The sequence below is a fragment of the Bacillus sp. PK6-025 genome (assembly GCF_056530265.1).
The window spans coordinates 3198156-3219990 of sequence record NZ_CP096509.1 but is presented as its reverse complement, the minus strand read 5'-3'; the positions used below and the strand labels follow the sequence as shown (position 1 = coordinate 3219990).

Sequence of the window (21835 nt, the reverse complement as noted above, 5' to 3'; positions counted from 1 at the left end):
AGGGCTTTTCTTTTTATGTAAAAAAAGGGAGTGTCTTCATGAGATTGGATAAACTGTTGTCAAACAGCGGCTACGGTTCGAGAAAAGAAGTCAAAAAAATGCTGAAAAACGGGGCGGTACGCGTGAATGATCAACTGATCAAAGACGCAAAAGAGCATGTAGACCCGGAATCAGACGACATCACGGTTTACGGCGAACCCGTCGTTTATCAGGAATTTATTTACTTGATGATGAACAAGCCGCAAGGCGTGCTGTCAGCGACAGAAGACAGCCGCCAGGAAACGGTTGTTGATTTGCTCGATCCGGAGCTGTTGAGGTTTGAGCCGTTTCCGGTCGGAAGGCTTGACAAGGATACCGAGGGGCTGCTGCTTTTAACGAATGACGGCCAGTTGGCACACCAGCTTTTATCGCCGAAAAAACACGTGCCTAAAACGTATGAAGTACATGTCGATAAGCCGATTGATCAGGCGGCTCTCGATCAGCTTGAAAAAGGGGTCGATATCGGTGAAGGATATGTCACAAAACCGGCTGAAGCGTCGCTTTTGGCAAGCAAAAACGGCGTGGAACGTCTGCTTTTGACAATAACGGAAGGAAAATTTCATCAGGTTAAAAGAATGCTGAAGGCGGTCGGCCGTGACGTCATCTATTTAAAGCGGCTGAAAATGGGGGATGTCGATCTTGATGGAGAGCTTTTGCCGGGGGAATACAGAGAGCTCTCTGAGCACGAGCTTGCCGCATTGCAAAACAAAAAGACACTCTGATTCGTCGAGTGCCTGTAGAGCTGGTTTATGGGGCATCAAACTTCATCGGGTTTGATGCTTTTTATGTTTGATGGCTGTCCTATATGATATTCAGCGCTAAAGTTCAATTTTTCAGAATATTACTATGAGGAGATTTTCACTTTTTTTCTTGTAGTCTCCCATTTGCCTCTGCTGGGGCTGTGTACTAGATCGTTGTATGCCAACACATTCAGATCACGCTGGATTGTTCTCGGTGTAGTGCCAAATTCATCAACCAGTTCCTGGGTTGTAACGAGTCCTTTTTCTTGAATGAACATGTATACTGATTTGATCCTGGTTAGCATTCGGTTTGTTGAAGGTTTCAAACAACCACTCCCTATCGTATGATCGAATGGACTTGACTACCACAACTTACGACTCCAAAATGCAGCATGGACGGTTAGCGACCATTTCTTGAAAATGATCAATAAATATTATACACGATCTCTTTGCCAAATATCCAGAAAAAAGCCGGAGCCAAATTAATGAAAAAATGAAAATCGTGAGCAGAACATGCAGTACGATCACGTTTTTTTGCCAAAAAAATTTTAAACTTTTTCTAGCTTCATACGTAGTAAAAGAGAGGTGGTAAAGATAATGAAATTAAAAGTGCATATTGAAAAATCCGGTTATGAAGAAAAGGAATCGGCGATCGAAAATATATCGTTTACTGTGGGGGAAGGCGAGCTTGTCGGATTAATCGGACCGAATGGAGCGGGGAAAAGCACGACAATTAAAACGATACTCGGTTTAACAAGGCATATGGCCGGGCAGGTTGAATGGGCTGAAACGTCAAACTATGCATACATACCTGAACAGCCCAGTTTTTACGACGAATTGACTTTATGGGAGCATATCACGGCTTTAGGGACGTTTTTGCAGGAGGACGAGTCCTCGTTTTTGCCGAGGGCGAATCGGCTCATCGAGCGATTCTCGCTGGAGCATGCGCTTCATGATTATCCGGGGAGCTTTTCGAAAGGGATGCAGCAAAAGCTGATGCTGATCCATGCTTTTCTCATGCAGCCTGATCTATATATTATCGATGAACCGTTTATCGGGCTCGATCCGATCGCAAGCCGCCTCTTTTTGGATATGCTGAAAGAAGAGCAGAAGCGGGGAGCGGGTATTTTGCTTTGTACGCATGTGCTGGATACCGCCGAGAAGATCTGTGACCGTTTTTTGCTGATTTCAAATGGCCGTCTGATGCTGGAAGGTACGCTCGAAGAGCTGCAGGAGAAAACCGGCCTTTCGGGTGGCTCGCTGCTTGACTGCTTTTACTTTGCTGTAAAAGGTGCGCCCGCATGAGCGGCCGGGCTCTGTTTATCAGCAGGCTGAAAGCGGACTGTCTTTATCAGCTCCGGATCATCAAACTGGTCATCGATTGGACGGTTGCGCTGTATATTGTACTGCCTGCGGCTGGAATCGGCGTTTATCAATATATCAAATGGCTGAATGGAGGGTCGTTTGATAACGGATGGCAGGCCGGATTGATTGTGCTTGCTCCGGCCGTTTTTACGCTGTTTGGGTCTGTGAGGACATTTTTAATGGAAGCTGATCAGCTTTATTTGTTGCAAAAAAAGACACTCGTGCTGGACATGAAAAGGTGCGGCTATTTATATTGTCTGTTTATCCAGTTTTGCAAATGGCTGTTGGCGGCGGCCGTGTTTACTCCTCTGTTCGTCAGACAATTTGGGATTGAACTGCCCGCTTGTCTCGCCGTATTCTTTTTTTATTTCTGTCTCAATTCCTTGATCACCGTCTTGAAGAGGCGGAACATCGGATGGCAGTACAAGCTGAAACACCGGGTGCTGAACGCCGGACTGATCTTTTTCGTGTGGCTGTCGGCTTGTGCAGTTGTTTTGTTGTTTTCCTGGCCGGTTGTAATCTTGAGCGGCATGGTGCTGTCTGCGGCCGCGCTGAAGATCGCCTGCGGCACTCTCGGCAACATGTATCTATTTTATGAAGAGGTTGAATTTGATAACAGAAGAAAGCTGAGACTCGCAAAATTTTTCCTGTCGCTGAACCTGGATGGAAGCGTGCCGAAGCAGGGGAAACGAGGGGCAAAAAGGCCGCGGCTGTTCTTTAAAAAATCTCGGAACATCTTTAAAGCCCGTACAGTGCAAAATGGCCTTAAGGAAATCTTTTTTAAAGTGATGCTGCGCCATCCGGACTATAAAAGACAGCTTATGCAAATGATCGGCATTTTTACGGCGCTGATCATGGTTGGACCGATCTGGATGAAAGCGGGCGCTCTCCTGGTTTTTGCCTTCGCTTATCGAAGTCTGTTGTCCGTCCATTTTGACAAGGTGATGGAACGCGTTTTTTTGCTGGGGGCAGACAAAGAAAGCGACGCTTTTTATGAAGCCAGGCGGAATTCCATTGACTGGTTTTTCTATCCGGGGTTAATCTGGTGCTGCCTCGTCATCGCGCTCAGCCTGATGCTGAAAACCCCGTCTTTTTAAAAAAGACGGGGTTCAGTCGTTTAATGCCCTTCCAAAAAGAAGAGGTGTATGAAAAAGAGAACGGCAAACACGAAGACAAGCGGATGAATTTCGCGCCATTTGCCTTTCGCGGCTTTGACAATCGGATAAGAAATAAACCCGAGGGAAATGCCTGTCGCAATAGATGATGTCAGCGGCATTGTCAAAATGACGAGAAAGGCCGGGAATGCTTCGTCAAGCTCTTTCCAGCGAATGTTGGTGACAGCGCCGATCATCATGCTTCCTACAATGATCAATGCCGGCGACGTAATCGCCGAGATCCCGGAGACCGCGCTCACAAGCGGGCTGAAAAACAGCGCCGCTCCGAAAAGCACAGCGACTGTTAAAGACGTAAGCCCTGTTCTTCCGCCTGCGGCCACCCCTGCGGATGATTCGATATAAGCGGTCGTCGGGCTTGTCCCGAACATTGCGCCGATCGTCGTCGCTGTCGAATCGGCAAGAAGGGCTTTTCTTGCATTCGGCAGTTTGTTGTTTTTCATGAGTCCGGCTTGTTCGGCGACACCGATCATCGTTCCTGTCGTATCAAAAATCGTGACGAGCAGGAACGAGAAGACAACCGAATAAAGGCCGTAGTGGACGACATCTCCAAAAGCGGCGAAAGGGTTTGTGACGATCAGTTTTTCCGGCAGATGAGGCATTGACAGAATCCCTTTGGTAAACTCAAGCTGGCCGGTAAAAAAGGCGATCAGGCCGGTTAAGATCATACCGAAAAATAGAGCGCCGTTCACATTCATGACCATCAAAACGACGGAGAAAGCCAAGCCGATTAGTGCCAGGATCACTCCGGGCGAGTGCAGATTGCCGAGTCCGACCAAATTGGATTCATTGGCGGTAATGATTCCGGCTCCTCTCAGACCGACAAAAGCGATAAACAAGCCGATTCCGGCGGTAATCCCGTATTTTAGATTAGCCGGAATGGCTTCGATCAGTTGTTTTCTAAGAGGTGTTAGCGATAAGATAATAAAGAGGATGCCGGCCGCGAAAACAGCGCTGAACGCTGTCTGGTAAGAAATTTCGCCGTTGGACGAGCCGACGACTGACACTGCAAAATACGCATTCAGCCCCATCCCGGGTGCAATCGCGATCGGAAAGTTGGCGGAAAGCGCCATCCAAAGCGTTCCGACGACGGCAGCAATGATTGTGGCAGTGAACACTTGATCAAACGGGACGCCTGTACCGGATAGGATACTAGGGTTGACCACGACGATATAAACCATTGTAAAGAAGGTTGTAATACCGGCGAGGATTTCTTTTTTGACTGTGGTTTGGTTTTCTTTTATGTTAAACATCATTTCCTCCAATAACGAACATTATAGCAAAACAATATCTATATTATTCGTTATCGGGTGTTTTTGCAAGGGTTTTTGGCTAAACTGAAAAAAGAAGGGGCGAAATTATGAACTGGGAACAGGAAGTGTCAAAAAGACGGAATGAGATCGTAGAGGATATTCAAGGTTTTTTAAAAATCAACAGCGTCCTTGATGAAGAGACGGCGGGTCCGGGTCGGCCGTTTGGAAAAGGAATTCAAGAATGCCTGACAGCGCTTTTGAATAAAGGGGAAGAAAGCGGATTTACGGTCAAAAATCTTGACGGGTATGCAGGCCATATCGAATGGGGGAAAGGCGAGGAGATCATCGGCGTGCTTTGCCATATTGATGTCGTTCCGCCCGGAGATGGCTGGACGAGCGATCCGTTTGCTGCAGAAATTAGAGACGGCCGCATCTATGCAAGGGGAGCGCTTGATGATAAAGGGCCGACAATGGCCGCGTATCATGCATTAAAAATTGTCAAAGACTCCGGCCTCCCATTATCAAAGCGAATCAGAATGATTATCGGCACTGATGAAGAAAGCGACTGGCGCTGTGTGGAGCATTATTTTAAACACGAAGAGATGCCTTCGGCTGGTTTTGCGCCTGATGCTGATTTTCCGATTATCTATGCGGAAAAAGGCCTGATTGACGCGGCTTTAAAAATTGAAACTGATCAAGCGGAAACAGGTGCGGACTTAACATTGGAGACTTTCCGGTCCGGCCGGCGTCTGAACATGGTGCCTGATGACGCCGAAGCCGTCCTGGAGGGGTCTGCCCCATCAGGATTTGAAGAGTCATTTGTCCGGTTTGTAAAAGAAAAGCGCGCAGAAGGGCGTATTCTTCAAGAAGACGGCAGACTGACATTAACCGTGTACGGCAAATCAGCTCACGCCATGGAGCCTAATAACGGTGTCAATGCCGGCCTCATTTTGTCCGAGTTTTTACACACCCAATCCCTTGACAGAGCCGGGCTCCAGTTTGTTCAAACGGTTAGCGGGGCTTTTGCCGGAGATACGAGAGGGGAAAAAATCGGCATCGGCTGCCGCGATGACATCAGCGGAGAGCTGACGTTGAATGTCGGCCGGCTGCAGTATGAACAGGAAAAAGGCGGAGAAGCCCATATTAACATCCGCTATCCTGTGACTGAAGAGAGCGATCGGGTGAAATCCGGGCTTTCGCAAATAAAGGGCGCCCGGCTGGTGAGCTTTAAAGACAGCAAGCCCCATCATGTAGCAAAAGACCATAAGCTGATCCAAACGCTGCAGCGGGTCTATGAGGAGCAGACAGGGGAAACGGCACAATTAATTTCGATCGGAGGGGCGACATATGCACGGTCACTGGAAGCCGGCGTGGCATTTGGACCGCTGTTTCCAGGCCGTCCCGACGTTGCCCATCAGAAAGACGAGTATATGGAAATTGATGATCTGCTGAAGGCTGTATCGATATATGCACAGGCCATTTATGAATTGGCGAAGTAGCAAAGAGAGTGATGACATGAGTCATAAGCGAGGCGTTTTATTTGAAATCCCGAACGGGTACGGGCGCTTTCTTCTCGATATGCTGAAGCCGGTTGAACCGGCCGATTTCAATTGGCTGCTTGCCGATGGCGAATGCTATCTCGTGGAAAACGGTGAATTGTCAGATGAAAATCTTTTTCCTCAAGATCCGCAGGTGATGACAGGAGAAGCATTTAAAAAAAGGCTGGAAGACGCAAGGTACTATCTCATCTTCGCCGATCTGAAGGCTTTTCCGAAGGATGGCCATCCTGAAGATGTCAGCACATATGAATCATATATGAAAAGCAGCTGCGAGCTGATTGTGCTTACAGCCGATTCGAGTTTTGTCACGATATACTGCAAAGATCAAAAAAAACTGGAGCTTCTATATCAAAATGCAAAGGACTGCGGTTTCAAGCGGATTGAATATATAACGGATCACAACGATGCCAGGACAGGAATGTATGTGTAGCATAACGAAGACGGCCGCTCTCTAGAGCGGCTTTTTTGCTGTTAAACATTGCTGTTTTCAGGAGAGGGGCTTTTTGAAGCAGGAAAAGGAATTGCTGCATGTGAGGAAACGGTTTTATTCATTTTATTTTTTGTTCTTTTTCGGTTACGGGCGTTTTATCCGCTTCTTTCCGTGTCGGCAGACCCTCGCATTCGTTGTCAGGCCTGCTAAGTCGGTGCTCACGAACAAAAGAGAAACGGCGGCTAACGGAGCAGGCGTCGTCCTACCTGAACACTGCCGTCATCACAATCCTGTGAAAACCAGCTCCAATGCTCGGCCTTCCTAGACTGCAAGGGTTGCGGTTCACGCTAAAAAGATGAAAAAATCCCAAAACGTCTCTTGGCTTTGGGATTTTTTCAACAATCTGAGCCTGATTTCACAACAGAAACCAGGCTTTTCTCTCTTAATCAAATTGAAATAAATCGCTTGATAAATAGCGTTCTCCTGTATCGGCTGTCATACAGACGACCACTTTGTCGGGAGGGAGCTTCTTAGCTGTTTCAACAGCGGCGAAGCAAGCGGCCCCAGAAGAAGGGCCGACAAGGATTCCTTCTTCCCGCGCCAATCTGCGCGTCATCTCATAGGCTTCTTCGTCCTTGATCTTTAAGATTTCGTCATAGACGTTTTCGTTTAAAATGTTTGGAATAAATCCCGGACTTGTCCCGACAAGCTTGTGCTTTCCCGGTTTGCCCCCGGATAAAACAGGCGACCCTGCAGGTTCTGCCACATGAACGGTTATCCCCGGAAATAACGCTTTCAGCTTTTCGCCTGTTCCGGTAATCGTTCCCCCTGTTCCTGCTGTTGCAACAAATGCGGCAAGTGGTTTGCCGATTTCTTCTATTGCCCGGGCAATTTCCAGAGCGGTTGATCTCCGGTGAGCCTCCGGATTGGCTTCATTATCAAACTGCATCGGAATAAAGCTGCCCGGGATTTCCCGAGCAAGCTCCTGCGCTTTTTTGATGCTGCCCGGCATCCTTTCATCCCCCGGCGTCAGGACGACCTCAGCACCGTACGCTTTCAGAAGGTTGATCCGCTCTTTTGTCATCGTATCAGGCATAACAAGAATGGCTTTGTAGCCCCTTGCCGCTGCGTTCATCGCAAGGCCGATGCCGGTGTTTCCGCTCGTCGGTTCGATGATGGTTGAACCCGGTTTCAGCAGGCCTTTTTCTTCGGCATCCACAATCATTTGGTAGGCCGCGCGGTCTTTCACGCTTCCGCTCGGATTAAAAGATTCAAGCTTGATATAAACTTGGGCTGCGTTTTCGGGCTGAACGCGGTTCAACTTGACAAGGGGCGTTTCCCCGATTAATTCTGCAATATTGTGAACGGCTTTCACGGCTGTGCACCCTTTCTAAAAACATGATTCTGTCATTATCCTATCATAAGGCCTCGGAAAGTGGAAAATAGAGAGGTTATAAGTCCTTATATTTTTTGTTAAAATATAGAGAAGACGAATGAGGAGGAAGCCATACATATGTCAGTCAAACCGCATTACTTTATTGGAATTCCAATTCCGGCGGAGCTTAGTGAGCCGCTTTATCGAACAGTCAGCAGCCGTCCGGAATTTTCTTTTCATAGATGGGTGCATCCTTTGGACTATCACATCACCCTCGTGTTCCTCGGCTCCGCTGAAGAAGAGCAGCTGGCTATGCTTGCTGACAGCCTCAAGCTGATCTCCGCTGAGACGGCTCCGTTTCAGATTGCCTTGAAACGTTTCGGAACCTTCGGCAAGCCGTCCGAGCCGAGAATTCTTCATGCGGAACCGGAATACTCAGACGCTCTCTTTCACGTGAGGGAACGGGTGAAGCATGCTGCAGATGCGGCGGGATTTGAAATTGAAAAACGGCCTTTTCATCCACATATGACGGTTGCTAGAAAGTGGAATGGATCGGCTTCTTTTAACGGCCGCCTGGAGCCTCTTGAAGACGCGGTGTCTTTTACGGCCGGGCATTTCACCATCTTTCAAACTCATTTAGACAGGCTTCCCAAATATGAGCATCAAGCCGTTTTCCATTTCGGTGAACGGCCGGCTGCAGAAAAGCAGGATTCGGAGATGAACGCAGATGGCACAGATTATTAAAATACAGGACTGCATTTCAAGGTATGAACAGGATCCTTATCATTATATCAACCAGTTTATCCGCTTGAAAAAGCAGCGCTGGCAGTCAATTAAAGAGATGGCTGAGAAAAAGAAAGACAGCCTTCATTACGATAAAGAAGCCGCCGATGATGAAACGGTCGGAAAAAGAAAGAAGACATTTACATTAAAGAGAAAGAAAGAAGCATCCGATATTAATAAAGGAAAAGAAGCCGATGAATGGTTTAACGGACTGGACGGAGAAACGGATGAAAGCTTGATTGCAAGAATTCCTGCGGCACGGGAGGAACTCGTGTCGTTTTTCAAAGAATACGTGTACGAGTTTCAGCTGAAATGGGCAAGCTCGACAATCTCTGACATATCCAGGCTTTCCCGGGAAATAAAAAGCGATAAAATCCTGCACATTTTGGCACAGCAGCTGCCGGATTCATATTTCATCATGTATCGGCCGGTGCTGCAGGTAAATCAGGCTGCGGTAGAGCTCAGCGTCTTGATTCTCACACCTCTTGAGATCTACTGTATATCATTTCTCGAAGGCGAGAAGGACAGCGCATTTATCGGTTCCAAAGATCGTTTTTGGAAAGAAAAAACGGTAAGGGGAAGGGAACGGTCACTGTTAAATCCGGCTGTTGAGCTTCTCAGGACAGGCACGGTTCTTTCCGGCTTGTTAAAGGGATCGGGAATTGAACTGCCTGTGCGCAAAGTTGTTGTCAGCCGGACATCGTATATCGATTATCCGGAACCTCCTTACGGAATCGGCATTTGCGACAAAAGACACTGGAAAGAGTGGCTGGAGAAGCAGCAAAAGAACTTCGCCCCGATTAAAAGCCAGCAGCTGAAAACGGCGAAAATTCTGTTGTCGCACGGCGTCTCCGACTCGATGCGGAGACAGGAATGGCTGAGCTGACCGCCAGAACGTTATCCCGGCTTTTTCATACTATAAAATGGAGAATGGAATCATGAGCGATTGGTATATCATCATAAATCCAAAGGCGGGAAATGCGACGGCCTTCAGAGTATGGAAATCATTGCAGAAAGACCTTCAAAAGGCAAATATATCGTACCGCTCATTTATGACCCAGCATCCCGGGCATGCTGAAGTGTTGGCAAGGCAAATATCAACGATGCAGGATGACAGGCTGAAGCGTCTGCTGGTGATCGGCGGGGACGGAACCGTCCATGAAGTGCTCAACGGCTTAGTCAGCTTGCGGGATATTCAGCTGAGCGTCATCCCGTCGGGCTTAAATAATGATTTTAAACGCGGCTTTGCCGTGAAAAAATCGAATGTCATTAAAGAAATGAAGCGAAAAGGGCAATCGCTGACCCGGACCTATGCCCTCGGAAGCTTTCATACGAAAGACAGTGAAAACGAACTCTATTTTGCCAATCATCTCAGCCTAGGATTTGATGCCTGCGCCGTCAAAAAGATGACTGCTTTGCCGAAATGGACGGCTGCTCTCAGGCTGAATCATTTGATTCAGCCGCTGATTTTCTTTGTTACGGCGTTTACGTTTAAACCGTTTGTTCTTTCGTATGAGAACGGGGATGACAAGCGTACGTTTAAAAAAATCTGGTTTGCGTCGGTTTCAAATCACCCCTACTATGGCGGAGACATGAAGATTGCACCGAACGCGAATCCGCGGGATGAGTTTTTAGACGTGATCATTATTGAAGACCGCTCCGTATTGAAAAAAGCCGGCCTCTTGTTTGCAATGATATTCGGCAAACACATCGGTAAAAACGGTGTTACGGCGTTTAAGACGAAAGAAATTTATTTTCATACGAATGAGCGGGTGCTCTTTCAAGCGGATGGAGAGGTGATCGGCTGGGCGCCCGTTTTCATCAAAACAGGGACCGAATCTCTTCGGTTAAGAGCATAAATCTTTCGAATGAAGGAGAGACTGAGATGCCGGGTATCAGCCGCCCCTTTGAAGCTTATCTCGATGAAATGAGAACGATCACTGTTTTAGTTCCGAAGAGCCGCGCCTCAAGCTGCAGCCCCCCTTTTCTACTTGAAGATGATCAAGGAGGGAAGATAGAGCTTTCGGTAAAAGCGACGGAGGAGCTTGAGGAGAAATTCAAGTATGTTCTCGAAAGCAGCCGCCCCGTTCCATTCGGAAGAGTTCATAAAGTATGCTGTGAAGAAAGCGTCTGGACAGACCTGCAAATTGGTTCTGTTACGCGAAGTGCGGCGTTTGACAAGGCTTTTTTTTATGACGGCCGTCTCGGTGCTTTTTATTCAAAAGAGCGGACTTTATTTAAGGTATGGGCGCCGACCGCGAGTACGGCAGCGATCAAGCTGGAGAGCCCTGATTTGCTTCAAACAAATACTTTTCAAATGATGCGCAGAGAAAAGGGTGTTTTTGAGGTAACGGTCGAAGGCGATCTGAACGGCTGGTCCTATTTATATAAGCTTTATGTAAACGGGACGCCGTTATTGACAGTCGATCCTTATGCGAAAGCTGTTACGGTAAACGGGGAAAAGGGCGTTGTAATAGATCCTGAGGAAGTCAAAGTGAAAAAATACCGTGCGCCAAGCCTTCACAGTCCGTGTGATGCGATTATATATGAGGTTCACATCCGCGATTTTTCGATTCATGAAGACAGCGGTATGCGCCATAAAGGCAAATATCTTGCTTTTACAGAGGACGGAACTGAAACGTCCGGCGGCTTCTCAACGGGAATTGCCTATTTGAAAGAGCTCGGCGTCACCCATATCGAGGTTCTGCCCTTTCACGATTTTGCCGGAGTTGACGAGCTGTCTCCGGACCAATCCTATAATTGGGGCTATAACCCTCTTCATTTTAATGCGCCTGAAGGAAGCTATTCGCTCGATCCGCAGAACCCCAAAAGCAGAATCGCCGAGCTGAAAACGATGATTCAGACGCTGCACAAACACGGCTTCTCCGTGATCATGGATGCCGTATATAATCATGTGTACAAGAGGGAAACATCCCCTTTTGAAAAAACGGTTCCCGGGTATTTTTTCAGACATAATGAATACGGTTTTCCAGCCGACGGAACAGGCGTCGGAAATGACATTGCATCTGAGCGGCTGATGGTGCGAAAATATATTCTCGATTCTGTCCGCTATTGGCTTGAAGAATATGATGTCGACGGAATTCGTTTTGATTTAATGGGCATTCTTGATATTGAAACCGTCCGCCAAATCAGTAAGCTTGCCGAGAATGTGAAGCCGGGCGCGCTCCTGTTCGGAGAAGGCTGGGATTTAAATACCCCGCTTGAAAGCGGGCAAAAAGCAACATTGCAAAATGCCGGGAAAGTTCCGGCGGTCGGCTTTTTTAATGATCGGTTCAGAAACGCAGTCAAAGGGAGTACATTTGAGCTCGGTGACCGCGGATATGCTTTAGGGGACACTGGAAAAAAAGCTGAGCTTCAACATGGAATTGCCGGCTCACCGGGATTCTTGCTGCCGCCACAGTCAATCAATTATGCGGAGTGCCATGACAATCATACGTTTTGGGATAAGATGGCCTTCTGTTCGGAAGAAGATGCCTGCACAAAACGGCTCAGGCAAAGGCTCGCGCTGTCGATCGTCCTGCTTTCGCAAGGCGTTCCATTTCTTCATGCCGGGCAGGAATTTTGCCGAACAAAGAATGGGGACAGCAACAGCTACAGGTCGGGAGATGGCATCAACAGGCTCGATTGGGAAAAGCGGGCGGAGCTTTGCGAGGAAGTCGAATATGTGCGCCAGCTGATCAGGCTGCGGAGAAGCCATCCCGCTTTTCGTCTGCAAAAAGAGGAGGAAGTCAAGGAACATCTTTCTTTTATGAGCGGTACAGGAGAAGTGACGGCCTACAAGCTGAAGAACATTGCAGCATTTGATCCCTGGAACGAAATCATAGTGGTGCATTGTCCGTCTGCAAAAAAGGAAACGCTTGAGCTGCCCGCCCAGAAACAGTACTTGCTGCACTGCGATCCTTTTACGTTCTTCAATGGGAAGGTTCAAGCGGAAAAAAGGCTTCGGCTGAACGGCATCGGAACCTATGTTCTATACGAACCAAAAGGGATTTTTTAGTTTTGCTTGACGAAGTTTGGCGTCTAGCGCTAAAATTTAAAAGACGGCTATTGTTTAGCACAAATGACTCTCAATAGCCGTCTTTTTATTTGAATATAAAGAGACGACAATACAAGCGGTTTGCTGCCCGCTCTAGGGAGCAGATGCTTTTTAAAATCTTTTAATGAAATGATGGGTTGAAAATCGATATGAACTGGTTGGGACAATTACTAGGTAGCGAATGGGAGATTTCCCCCGCAGGAGGAGCTACAGGAGACGCATATTATGCAGAACATAATGGACAGCAGCTTTTTTTAAAGCGCAACAGCTCTCCTTTTTTGGCTGTCCTGTCCGCGGAAGGAATTGTTCCTAAGCTCGTTTGGACAAAACGAATGGAAAACGGGGATGTGATTACAGCACAGCACTGGCTCAAGGGAAGAGAACTGAAGCCGAAGGATATGAACAGCCAGGCGGTGGCTGAGATGCTTCGGAAAATTCACAGCTCCAAAGAGCTTTTAGACATGCTGAAGAGACTCGGCAAGCAGCCTTTTCAGCCAAACTCTGTAATCACTCAATTGAAGCAGTTTATCCAGGCCCGGCAATATCCGATACCGCAGCTTGACCAAGCCCTTTTGTATCTGGAGCACCATCTCGATGATGTACAGTCCGGAGAAAAGGTCGTCTGTCACTGCGATGTGAATCATAACAATTGGCTTCTTACAGATCAGAACCAGCTTTATTTAATCGATTGGGATGGAGCGATGATTGCAGACCCCGCGATCGATCTGGGGCCGCTTCTTTATCATTACGTTGAAGAGCGGGAATGGGGAAGCTGGCTCGAACGCTACGGCTCTTCGTTAACGGACAATCTCAGGCTGAGAATGGCCTGGTACGTATTGGCGGAAAAAGCAATGACAACACTCTGGCAAGAAGCGAAAGGCAATCAGGAAGGCTTTCACCAAGGGCTGGAACAGCTTCACGCATTAATGAAGCGTCTCGCCGGAGCTTCATGAAAATGAGCCGATATCTTCCACCCATTGTGTGAGATGATCCTGGTGTTCCTGAATGTGGCTGTTGATTGAAGCGGACGATTTTCCCCTCTGGCTGTACAAATAAATGTCTTCGAGAACGCCTTTCAGGCCGGCGTCAAGATTCGTATTTGCCATTAAAGACTTGATAATCCGCTCCATCTGTTCGCACTCAGCGACGGTTCCGGTGCAGTCTGCCTGATGGTCTGAGAGAATATCTTTTAATAGATGAATCTGATTTTGCTGATTTAAGCCCATAATATTGGCACTTCCCTTCATTCTCGGAGTATATGGATTAAAATGTTCAGAAAGCTGTAATTTATACGCGAAAGACCCGGAGGCCGATCTTCGGTCTTTTTTGCTTTGGAAGAGGCCTTGCGGGATTCCGGGATTTCATGGTATGTTGTAAGACGATATAACAAATAGAGGTGTAGTACATGCGAATGCGTCACAAGCCTTGGGCGGATGACTATCTGGCTGAAAACTCTCATATTGTGATCAGCGAGCCGTCTCAATGTAAAGGGAAATGGCATTCCATTTTTGGAAATGACAACCCGATCCACATCGAAGTAGGAACCGGAAAAGGGCAATTTATTTCAGGAATGGCCCTGCAAAATCCGGATGTAAACTATATCGGAATCGAATTATTTAAAAGCGTCATCGTAACCGCTGTTGATAAAGTAAAGCAGACAGAGGCGCCGAATGTAAAGCTTTTGAACATTAATGCCAATATGCTTTCAGACGTTTTTGCAGATGGGGAGGTCGACCGGGTCTATTTGAATTTTTCCGACCCGTGGCCGAAAAAACGCCATGCAAAGCGCCGTCTGACCAATCAAGCGTTCTTGAAAAAGTATGAGCAGGTGCTCGGAGGCAAGGGAGCGATTCATTTCAAAACCGATAACCGCGGGTTATTTGAGTACTCCCTTACCAGTTTTTCCGAATACGGACTCGTTTTGACGTTCGTCAGCCTTGATCTGCATCAAAGCGATTTTCAAGGAAACGTGATGACCGAATACGAAGAAAAGTTCGCCGCTAAAGGCCAGCCAATCTACAGAGTAGAAGCTGAATGGCGAACATAAAAAACAGACTGCTTCCGGCGGTCTGTTTTTTTGCTTTCAAATGAAGCTTCGGGTTGCGTTTTTTGCTACGATAGGAGAAGGAGGGATGATCATGGAAACTTTAACAATCGGACGAATCAAGCTGACATGGCTGAACGGAGGCGTCACACACATGGACGGAGGCGCCATGTTCGGCGTTGTGCCCAAGCCGCTTTGGTCTAAAAAGTATGACGTCAATGAGAAAAATCAGATCGAACTGAGAACAGACCCTATACTTGTTCAGAAAGACGGCACAAATTTGCTGATCGATTCCGGTATCGGACGCGGCAAACTGACGGATAAGCAGAAACGAAATTACGGGGTCACCGAAGAATCGTCAATTGCTAACTCGTTAAAAGCACTCGGGCTCTCAACGGAAGATATCAACGCCGTTCTGATGACACATCTCCATTTTGACCATGCATGCGGATTGACGCGCTATGAGGGAGAAAGCCTTGTTTCCGTGTTTCCGAATGCAGCGATTTACACGTCTGCGATCGAATGGGAAGAGATGAGAAATCCGAATATCCGCTCCAAAAATACATATTGGAAAGAAAACTGGGAAGCAGTTCAGCATCAAGTGAGGACCTTCGATGAGAAGCTCGAAGTTTTGCCGGGAATTACGATGCATCATACAGGCGGCCACAGCGACGGTCATTCCGTGATCGTTCTTGAGGATGCCGGCGAAACGGCCCTTCATATGGCTGATATTATGCCGACGCATGCCCATCAGAATCCTCTCTGGGTGCTGGCGTACGACGATTATCCGATGACATCGATTGCGGCGAAGCAAGCATGGCAGGCGAAAGCCGCCGAGAAAAACGCCTGGTACATTTTTTACCATGACGCCATTTATAGGGCATTAAAATGGGATGAAAACGGCGAGATTGCAGAGTCAGTAAAGAGAGAAAGGCGCTAAGCTATTTTGGTGAATGGTTTGCTTTGTAGTTATCCATCCTAAGGATAACTAACTTTTGAAAGGAAGACGACGGGTGAGCCACAATAATCTGAATGAACAAGTGATCGAGACGCAATTAAGAGGATTTGAAGTCCTTGCAACGCCCCTGCTGAACAAAGGGGTTGCCTTCCCTCCGGAGGAAAGGGAAGCTCTCGGCTTGACAGGATTGCTTCCTCCCAAGGTGCTGACGCTTGAAGAACAGGCAAAACGGGCGTATAAACAGTTCCAATCACAACCTGATGACTTGAGCAAAAACGTCTATTTAACGGCGCTTCATGACCGAAATGAAGTGCTGTTCTACAGGCTTCTGAACGACCATATGACAGAAATGCTGCCGATTGTTTATACCCCGACTGTCGGAACGGCAATCCAGCAATACAGCCATGAATACAGAAAGCCGCGGGGGCTGTTTTTGTCGGTTAATGACCCTGAAGGCATGAAAACGGCATTTGAAAATCTGGCCGCTAAAAAAAGCCGGATCGATTTGATTGTGGCCACTGATGCTGAAGGGATTCTCGGAATCGGGGATTGGGGAGTCGGAGGCATCGCCATTTCGATCGGAAAGCTTGCCGTTTATACTGCGGCTGCGGGCATCGATCCTAATAGGGTCCTTCCCGTTGTCATTGATGCGGGGACGAACCAGGAAAGGCTTCTCAATGATCCGCTTTATGTCGGGAATCAGCATTCAAGAATCAGAGGCGAGCGTTATGAATCGTTTATTGATCAATACGTTCAAATCGCAACCGAGACGTTTCCGGGCGTTTTGCTGCATTGGGAAGATTTCGGAACGCAAAATGCACGTCAGATTTTAAAAAAATACAAAGACAAAATTTGCACCTTTAACGACGACATTCAAGGCACAGGAGCAGTCACCCTTGCAGCGGTGCTTGCGGCCGTCAAAATATCGAAAATGCCCCTAAAAGATCATAAAGTGGTCATATTCGGAGCGGGGACGGCCGGGATCGGCAACGCAGAGCAAATTCGCGCCGCTCTTGTTCAAGAGGGGGTGTCGGAAGAGGAATCATACCGCCGTTTTTGGTGTGTTGACCGGAACGGTTTGCTGACAGATGATATGAACGACTTGCAGGACATTCAAAAGCCGTATGCACGGCCTGCCGACGAGGTCAAAGACTTTAGCCGGAACGGCCCGGGGGATACAATCGATCTGCTTGAGGTGGTAAAACAAGTGCAGCCTACCATTTTGATTGGAACCTCTACTGTATCGGGCGCATTTACAGAAGAAATCGTAAAAGAAATGGCAAAGCATGTGAAACGGCCGGCTATATTTCCGATGTCCAATCCGACGCCGTTATCTGAAGCAAGACCAGAAGATTTGATCAAATGGACGGAAGGGCGGGCGCTCGTCGCCACAGGAAGCCCGTTTGCGCCTGTCGATTACAACGGCACCCGTTATGCGATCGGCCAGGCGAACAATGCCTTTGTATTCCCCGGTCTCGGTCTCGGAACGCTCGTATCAAAAGCAAGGCTGATTACGGACAACATGTTTTACGCTAGCGCAGCTGCGATCGCGGGTATGGTTGACACCGGACGGCCCGGCGCAGCGCTCCTTCCGGAGGTTGAGGATTTGCGCACGGTTTCCGCAACAGTGGCAACGGCTGTCATTAAAGCAGCCATAAAAGACGGAGTTGCAGAAAATGAGCCGGGCGATGTGATTCAAGCTATACAGGATGCGATGTGGCATCCGGTCTACCGGCCGATTCGCGCCATATAAAAAAATGCGGCCATTTCAGGCCGCATTTTTTTGATGCTATGCTGCGGTATCAATCACATCTACGATCATGCCTGTCTTCGCATCAACCATGACTTCGTACTGTTCAAGCTCTCCGAAAGCAGAACGTGTAATGCCTGTTTTGTACACCATGACGGTTTCGCCGTTTACGGTATAGGCTTCCGGAACGGTATATATCCATGAACCGTCGATCGGGCCTCTCTGTTTAAAAGCGGACTTGACGATGCGCAGCGCTTTTTCAGAAGAAATGTAAGGCTGCATGACATATTGTTTGACAACAACGGCCGCGGCAATGCCGATGCCGGCCCCAAGAAGAAAATGGCGCAGTTTCATCTTTTCAGCACCTCCAAAGCTTGTTTTTTTCATTATACAGAACATGTCCGTCCGTGTTAAGGATGGGCTCTCTTCTGGAAACACATCGCACACTTATGTAAAATGTAGAGAGATACATAAGAAAAGAGGGAAACAGATGAATCAGGAAACGAGAACGCTTTTTCAAACGCTGACGGAGCTCCCCGGCGCCCCGGGAAATGAACATCTAGTCCGCCGTTTCATGAAAAAAGAGCTTGAAAAATATGCTGATGAGATCCTCCAGGACAGACTGGGAAGCGTGTTCGGCGTTAAACATGGACCTGAAGACAGTCCGAAAATTATGGTGGCCGGCCATATGGATGAAGTGGGATTTATGGTGACATCAATCACAGACAACGGACTGCTTCGGTTTCAAACACTGGGCGGCTGGTGGAGCCAGGTTTTATTGGCTCAGCGGGTGGAAATCCATACGGACAACGGGCCGATCCCCGGCGTCATCGCGAGCACGCCTCCTCATCTTTTAACAGATGAGCAGAGGAGACGTCCAATGGATATCAAAAACATGATGATTGATATTGGTGCGGATGACAGGGAAGATGCCGAACGCATCGGTGTCAAACCAGGCCAGCAAATCGTGCCGATCTGTCCGTTTACCCCGATGGCAAATGAAAAGAAGATCATGGCGAAAGCATGGGATAACCGCTACGGCTGCGGACTCAGCATTGAGTTGCTGAAAGAACTGCAAGGAGCAGAACTTCCGAACACGCTTTACTCAGGCGCGACCGTTCAGGAAGAGCTCGGCACAAGAGGTGCGCAAACTGCGGCCAATATGATACAGCCTGACTTGTTTTTCGCGCTTGATGCAAGTCCGGCAAACGATGCGAGCGGCGACAAAAATCAATTTGGCCAGCTCGGCAAAGGGGTGTTGTTAAGGATTTTCGACCGGACGATGGTGACGCACAGCGAAATGAGAAATTTTGTGCTGGATACGGCAGAGACTCATGACATCCCGTATCAATATTTTGTTTCCCCTGGAGGAACCGATGCCGGTCGTGTTCACATCTCAAATGAAGGCGTTCCTTCGGCCGTGATCGGCATTTGTTCAAGATATATCCATACATCTGCTTCCATTATCCACGTTGATGACTACCTTGCTGCAAAAGAATTGCTGCTCAAGCTTGTCAAAGCTTGCGACAGTTCTGCCGTACAATCGATTTTGCGAAATGATTGAACAAAGAGACCCTGTGCCGCTTTACGCACAGGGTCTCTTTTTGATGATACAGCTACCGGCTTTCAAATACGTACGACAACGATTTAATCGCCTGATTGACAGTTTCTACGGTAATGTTCGCTTTGTTTGACAGTTCTTTTAACGGATGATGGAGTGACTCAGGACGGATGATGATCAGCGGCTTGCCTTTGGCAATCGCGTATGAAGCATCCATCGCCGTGTTCCATTGCTTGTATTTTTCCCCGAAAAGAGCGATGACCACATCCGCTTTGTTCATTAAAACGGAAGTTCGAAAATTATTCAAATCCGAGGCTGCATCATCTTTCGCGATCGAATCAGCCTGCTTGCCCATAATTTCTTCACCGATGTTGTCGGAGCGGTCGTGATTTTCCATCGGTCCGACAAACGTGATCGGCAGCTTGAGCGATTTTGCTTTTTCCTTCACTTCTTCACGCCAATTGCTATGTATTTCTCCGGCAAGATAAACGATAAATTCCATACATGCTCCTCCTGACTGTCATGGGATCACGGCGCAAGGCGCCTTAACGGATATTTTTACCCTATTACTTACCATGTTAAACGAGAATGGCTTGATAAAGCAAAAAAATTATGCTTATGATATGAAAGAGGATCGGATCGTTAAGATTTTCCCTTTTTAAAACGGGTAAGATACATAAAGAATCGTCCATCTTTTAAAAAAGCAGGTGGACAGCAAAAGGCTGGATATGGAGCCGGTTGTCTGGTATGATCCGAATGGATGATAAGAACATATATTGGAGGCGTTGAGTGATGAAAACGATCGAGACGAATGAAGAACTGCAAAAAGTTGTGAAAGACGATTTATCCTTGTTGATGTTTTCGGCTGACTGGTGCCCGGACTGCCGTTTTGTAGAACCGTTTTTGCCCGAGCTTGAGGCGAACTATCCGGAATTTACATTCTATTATGTTGACCGTGACAAATTTATTGATACGTGCGCGGAGTGGGACATTTTCGGAATCCCGAGCTTCCTCGTATTTAAAGAAGGAAACGAAATCAGCCGCTTTGTCAGCAAAGACCGAAAAACGAAAGAGGAAATCGAGCAATTTTTGACAGATTCCCTGAATAAGTAGCCGAAAGGAGAGTTCCTCTATGAAAATGACGTCAAGGAAACTTTCCGATATATTAAAAAAACGTTTGCAAAATGACAACTGGTCCTTTCATTTCGACAGGGAAAAAGACACCTTGAGAATCGAGGATAAAAATACAGGAAAAGGCATTACACTCGAACTCCCGGGGATCATCGCCAAATGGGAGCAGAAAAAAGATGATGCGATTGACGAAGTCGTCTATTATACTGAGGAAGCACTCAATGCCATGAAAGGCCAGTCGCAGGAAATGGAAGGGCGGGAAAGTCTCATCTATCCCGTCATCCGCTCGACTTCCTTTCCCGAAAAATCCAGCGCAGGCGTTCCCTTGATTTTTGACGGCCACACGGCTGAAACACGAATATACTACGCGCTCGACCTTGGCAACACATACCGGCTGATCGACGAAAAAATGCTGGAAAAAGAGGGCTGGACAAAGGAAAGGATTCGGGAAACGGCTTCCTTTAACCTTCGCTCGCTCCAAACCGTTGTCAAAGAAGACGCAGTCGCCGGCAATCACTTCTACTTTTTCAGAGCAAATGACGGCTATGACGCCAGCAGGGTGTTGAACGAATCGATTCTCGCAGAGTATGAGAAAAGCGCGGAAGGGACACTGGCGGTGTCAATCCCGCACCAGGATGTGCTGATTATTGCCGACATCCGCAACAATGCCGGATACGATATTCTCGGGCAAATGTCGATGAGCTTTTTTGCAAACGGAACAGTGCCGATCACTGCGCTTTCTTTCCTTTATGAGGATGGAAAGCTTGAACCGATCTTTATTCTGGCTAAAAACCGCCCTAAAAAGAAATGATAGAAAGGAATTTTTCTCATGAACGCATTTTATAATCCAGAAGGCGTAGGCGATACGCTGCTCATCTCATTGAACGATATTCCGCGCGAAGAGATCGCTTTTGAGCGCTGCGGAGACGTCGTGAAAATTTTTCATAAAGACACAAAGGAAACAGGAGGCTATAACATTTTTAATGTCTCCTCATATTTAAGCATTGAGGAAAGCGGAGCTGTTGCGCTTTCCGAATCCTTTGTCCAGGATGTGAATGAAATCCTGGTCCGCAACGGTTTGAAAGATGAGCTGACCGTCGATCTTTCTCCGAAGTTTGTGGTCGGATATGTCGAAGAAAAAGAAAAGCATCCGAATGCCGATAAACTGAGTGTCTGCAAAGTGAATGTAGGGAGCGATACGCTGCAAATCGTCTGCGGAGCTCCTAATATTGAAGCCGGCCAAAAAGTCGTCGTAGCCAAAGTTGGAGCCGTGATGCCGAGCGGTATGATTATTAAAGATGCGGAACTTCGCGGAGTGGCGTCAAGCGGTATGATTTGTTCTGCCAAGGAACTGAACCTCCCAGACGCGCCGAAGGAAAAAGGCATTCTTGTCCTTGATGACAGCCGTAAAGCAGGAGAAGCTTTTACATTTTAACGGCATAAAATGAACAAAACTTTCGAATAGATGTAAAAAAGAAGCCGCTGGGTAGATAAACTTGGCGGCTTTTTTATTCGGAGGGCGGACACATGAGAAGGACTTGTCCTTTTCTGGGTGGGGAAGCAGTGGTATACTTAAAACCGTCCCCGAAAAATTTAAGGGAGTTAGAGAGTGATGATT

General features: G+C 47.5%; 23 protein-coding genes. 17 read left to right on the top strand and 6 right to left on the bottom strand.

The genetic code is table 11. The features are described 5' to 3' along the window. Positions 1-38: 38 nt before the first annotated feature. Positions 39-761 carry a pseudouridine synthase gene (locus M1D67_RS16445; protein WP_020452633.1) on the top strand — a complete coding sequence of 241 codons (723 nt, stop codon included), beginning with the start codon at positions 39-41 and terminating at the stop codon, positions 759-761. A gap of 122 nt (positions 762-883) precedes the next feature. On the opposite strand, the gene M1D67_RS16440 is transcribed toward M1D67_RS16445, so the two are convergent. Continuing rightward, positions 884-1105, bottom strand: coding sequence for a DeoR family transcriptional regulator (locus tag M1D67_RS16440; protein ID WP_003184500.1), 222 nt, complete (start codon positions 1103-1105; stop codon positions 884-886). A 271-nt stretch (positions 1106-1376) separates the two neighbouring features. Between M1D67_RS16440 and M1D67_RS16435 the strand changes: the two genes are divergently transcribed. Together M1D67_RS16435 and M1D67_RS16430 are read left to right on the top strand one after the other, a co-directional pair. After that, positions 1377-2084: an ABC transporter ATP-binding protein gene (locus M1D67_RS16435; protein WP_020452632.1), complete on the top strand. Its 708-nt coding sequence runs from the start codon at positions 1377-1379 to the stop codon at positions 2082-2084. After that, positions 2081-3241: an ABC transporter permease gene (locus M1D67_RS16430; RefSeq protein ID WP_479831394.1), complete on the top strand. Its 1161-nt coding sequence runs from the start codon at positions 2081-2083 to the stop codon at positions 3239-3241. The genes M1D67_RS16435 and M1D67_RS16430 overlap by 4 nt, the downstream gene beginning before the upstream one ends. Before the next feature lie 20 nt (positions 3242-3261). Here M1D67_RS16430 and M1D67_RS16425 read toward each other — a convergent pair whose 3' ends face one another. Further along, positions 3262-4569, bottom strand: coding sequence for an NCS2 family permease (locus M1D67_RS16425; protein WP_020452630.1), 1308 nt, complete (start codon positions 4567-4569; stop codon positions 3262-3264). A 107-nt stretch (positions 4570-4676) separates the two neighbouring features. Here M1D67_RS16425 and pepV point away from each other — a divergent pair, with 107 nt between their 5' ends. Together pepV and M1D67_RS16415 are read left to right on the top strand one after the other, a co-directional pair. Beyond that, positions 4677-6068: a dipeptidase PepV gene (pepV, locus tag M1D67_RS16420; RefSeq protein ID WP_039072924.1), complete on the top strand. Its 1392-nt coding sequence runs from the start codon at positions 4677-4679 to the stop codon at positions 6066-6068. Between the two features lie 16 nt (positions 6069-6084). After that, positions 6085-6558, top strand: coding sequence for a DUF2691 family protein (locus M1D67_RS16415; protein ID WP_025810984.1), 474 nt, complete (start codon positions 6085-6087; stop codon positions 6556-6558). 442 nt (positions 6559-7000) lie between these two features. Here M1D67_RS16415 and cysK read toward each other — a convergent pair whose 3' ends face one another. Then, the gene (gene cysK, locus M1D67_RS16410; protein WP_020452626.1) at positions 7001-7933 is read right to left on the bottom strand and encodes a cysteine synthase A; all 933 of its coding nucleotides are present in this window, start codon (positions 7931-7933) and stop codon (positions 7001-7003) included. Between the two features lie 138 nt (positions 7934-8071). Between cysK and thpR the strand changes: the two genes are divergently transcribed. The 5 genes from thpR to M1D67_RS16385 all read left to right on the top strand — a co-directional run bounded on the left by thpR (position 8072) and on the right by M1D67_RS16385 (position 13726). After that, positions 8072-8677, top strand: coding sequence for an RNA 2',3'-cyclic phosphodiesterase (thpR, locus tag M1D67_RS16405; protein WP_020452625.1), 606 nt, complete (start codon positions 8072-8074; stop codon positions 8675-8677). After that, entirely contained in the window at positions 8661-9602 is a 942-nt protein-coding gene (locus M1D67_RS16400; protein WP_025810987.1) for a hypothetical protein, read from the top strand. Before thpR ends, M1D67_RS16400 begins: the two co-directional genes overlap by 17 nt. A 52-nt stretch (positions 9603-9654) precedes the next feature. Beyond that, positions 9655-10575 (top strand): YegS/Rv2252/BmrU family lipid kinase, encoded by a 921-nt coding sequence (locus M1D67_RS16395; protein ID WP_025810988.1) that lies wholly within the window; start codon positions 9655-9657, stop codon positions 10573-10575. A 26-nt stretch (positions 10576-10601) separates the two neighbouring features. After that, complete coding sequence (gene pulA / locus M1D67_RS16390; RefSeq protein WP_458117528.1) at positions 10602-12734, top strand: type I pullulanase; 2133 nt, start codon at positions 10602-10604, stop codon at positions 12732-12734. Between the two features lie 188 nt (positions 12735-12922). Beyond that, positions 12923-13726, top strand: a complete 804-nt coding sequence (locus M1D67_RS16385) for a phosphotransferase family protein (RefSeq protein ID WP_025810990.1) — start codon at positions 12923-12925, stop codon at positions 13724-13726. Here the strand turns inward: M1D67_RS16385 and M1D67_RS16380 are convergent. Further along, positions 13721-13999: a YtzH-like family protein gene (locus M1D67_RS16380; protein ID WP_020452620.1), complete on the bottom strand. Its 279-nt coding sequence runs from the start codon at positions 13997-13999 to the stop codon at positions 13721-13723. The two genes, M1D67_RS16385 and M1D67_RS16380, sit on opposite strands and share 6 nt — an antisense overlap. Positions 14000-14178: 179 nt before the next feature. On the opposite strand from M1D67_RS16380, the gene trmB reads away from it, so the two are divergent. From trmB to M1D67_RS16365, 3 genes are all read left to right on the top strand, one after another. Continuing rightward, positions 14179-14820, top strand: a complete 642-nt coding sequence (gene trmB, locus M1D67_RS16375; RefSeq protein ID WP_023855521.1) for a tRNA (guanosine(46)-N7)-methyltransferase TrmB — start codon at positions 14179-14181, stop codon at positions 14818-14820. Positions 14821-14911: 91 nt separating this feature from the next. Further along, positions 14912-15757: a YtnP family quorum-quenching lactonase gene (locus M1D67_RS16370; RefSeq protein WP_146873363.1), complete on the top strand. Its 846-nt coding sequence runs from the start codon at positions 14912-14914 to the stop codon at positions 15755-15757. 73 nt (positions 15758-15830) lie between these two features. Continuing rightward, positions 15831-17528, top strand: coding sequence for an NAD-dependent malic enzyme (locus M1D67_RS16365; RefSeq protein ID WP_479831393.1), 1698 nt, complete (start codon positions 15831-15833; stop codon positions 17526-17528). Between the two features lie 36 nt (positions 17529-17564). Here the strand turns inward: M1D67_RS16365 and M1D67_RS16360 are convergent, their stop codons facing one another. Continuing rightward, positions 17565-17879: a PepSY domain-containing protein gene (locus tag M1D67_RS16360; protein WP_020452616.1), complete on the bottom strand. Its 315-nt coding sequence runs from the start codon at positions 17877-17879 to the stop codon at positions 17565-17567. Positions 17880-18015: 136 nt separating this feature from the next. Here M1D67_RS16360 and M1D67_RS16355 point away from each other — a divergent pair, with 136 nt between their 5' ends. Then, positions 18016-19089: a M42 family metallopeptidase gene (locus M1D67_RS16355; protein ID WP_020452615.1), complete on the top strand. Its 1074-nt coding sequence runs from the start codon at positions 18016-18018 to the stop codon at positions 19087-19089. A 52-nt stretch (positions 19090-19141) separates the two neighbouring features. Here the strand turns inward: M1D67_RS16355 and M1D67_RS16350 are convergent, their stop codons facing one another. Continuing rightward, on the bottom strand, positions 19142-19588 hold the full coding sequence (locus M1D67_RS16350) for a YtoQ family protein (protein WP_020452614.1): 447 nt from the start codon (positions 19586-19588) through the stop codon (positions 19142-19144). A 290-nt stretch (positions 19589-19878) separates the two neighbouring features. Here M1D67_RS16350 and M1D67_RS16345 point away from each other — a divergent pair, with 290 nt between their 5' ends. The 3 genes from M1D67_RS16345 to ytpR are packed head-to-tail and all read left to right on the top strand — an operon-like array spanning position 19879 to position 21652. Further along, complete coding sequence (locus M1D67_RS16345) at positions 19879-20199, top strand: thioredoxin family protein (protein ID WP_003184462.1); 321 nt, start codon at positions 19879-19881, stop codon at positions 20197-20199. 19 nt (positions 20200-20218) lie between these two features. Next, positions 20219-21028 carry a DUF1444 domain-containing protein gene (locus M1D67_RS16340; protein WP_020452613.1) on the top strand — a complete coding sequence of 270 codons (810 nt, stop codon included), beginning with the start codon at positions 20219-20221 and terminating at the stop codon, positions 21026-21028. An 18-nt stretch (positions 21029-21046) separates the two neighbouring features. Then, positions 21047-21652: a YtpR family tRNA-binding protein gene (ytpR, locus tag M1D67_RS16335; protein WP_023855515.1), complete on the top strand. Its 606-nt coding sequence runs from the start codon at positions 21047-21049 to the stop codon at positions 21650-21652. The last annotated feature ends 183 nt before the right edge of the window (positions 21653-21835 follow it).

Coding starts and splice junctions, on each gene's coding strand:
- M1D67_RS16445 (WP_020452633.1), top strand. CDS start 39: ATGAGATTGGATAAACTGTTGTCAAACAGCGGCTACGGTTCGAGAAAA.
- M1D67_RS16435 (WP_020452632.1), top strand. CDS start 1,377: ATGAAATTAAAAGTGCATATTGAAAAATCCGGTTATGAAGAAAAGGAA.
- M1D67_RS16430 (WP_479831394.1), top strand. CDS start 2,081: ATGAGCGGCCGGGCTCTGTTTATCAGCAGGCTGAAAGCGGACTGTCTT.
- M1D67_RS16425 (WP_020452630.1), bottom strand. CDS start 4,569: ATGTTTAACATAAAAGAAAACCAAACCACAGTCAAAAAAGAAATCCTC.
- pepV (WP_039072924.1), top strand. CDS start 4,677: ATGAACTGGGAACAGGAAGTGTCAAAAAGACGGAATGAGATCGTAGAG.
- M1D67_RS16415 (WP_025810984.1), top strand. CDS start 6,085: ATGAGTCATAAGCGAGGCGTTTTATTTGAAATCCCGAACGGGTACGGG.
- thpR (WP_020452625.1), top strand. CDS start 8,072: ATGTCAGTCAAACCGCATTACTTTATTGGAATTCCAATTCCGGCGGAG.
- M1D67_RS16400 (WP_025810987.1), top strand. CDS start 8,661: ATGGCACAGATTATTAAAATACAGGACTGCATTTCAAGGTATGAACAG.
- M1D67_RS16395 (WP_025810988.1), top strand. CDS start 9,655: ATGAGCGATTGGTATATCATCATAAATCCAAAGGCGGGAAATGCGACG.
- pulA (WP_458117528.1), top strand. CDS start 10,602: ATGCCGGGTATCAGCCGCCCCTTTGAAGCTTATCTCGATGAAATGAGA.
- M1D67_RS16385 (WP_025810990.1), top strand. CDS start 12,923: ATGAACTGGTTGGGACAATTACTAGGTAGCGAATGGGAGATTTCCCCC.
- M1D67_RS16380 (WP_020452620.1), bottom strand. CDS start 13,999: ATGGGCTTAAATCAGCAAAATCAGATTCATCTATTAAAAGATATTCTC.
- trmB (WP_023855521.1), top strand. CDS start 14,179: ATGCGAATGCGTCACAAGCCTTGGGCGGATGACTATCTGGCTGAAAAC.
- M1D67_RS16370 (WP_146873363.1), top strand. CDS start 14,912: ATGGAAACTTTAACAATCGGACGAATCAAGCTGACATGGCTGAACGGA.
- M1D67_RS16360 (WP_020452616.1), bottom strand. CDS start 17,879: ATGAAACTGCGCCATTTTCTTCTTGGGGCCGGCATCGGCATTGCCGCG.
- M1D67_RS16355 (WP_020452615.1), top strand. CDS start 18,016: ATGAATCAGGAAACGAGAACGCTTTTTCAAACGCTGACGGAGCTCCCC.
- M1D67_RS16350 (WP_020452614.1), bottom strand. CDS start 19,588: ATGGAATTTATCGTTTATCTTGCCGGAGAAATACATAGCAATTGGCGT.
- M1D67_RS16345 (WP_003184462.1), top strand. CDS start 19,879: ATGAAAACGATCGAGACGAATGAAGAACTGCAAAAAGTTGTGAAAGAC.
- M1D67_RS16340 (WP_020452613.1), top strand. CDS start 20,219: ATGAAAATGACGTCAAGGAAACTTTCCGATATATTAAAAAAACGTTTG.
- ytpR (WP_023855515.1), top strand. CDS start 21,047: ATGAACGCATTTTATAATCCAGAAGGCGTAGGCGATACGCTGCTCATC.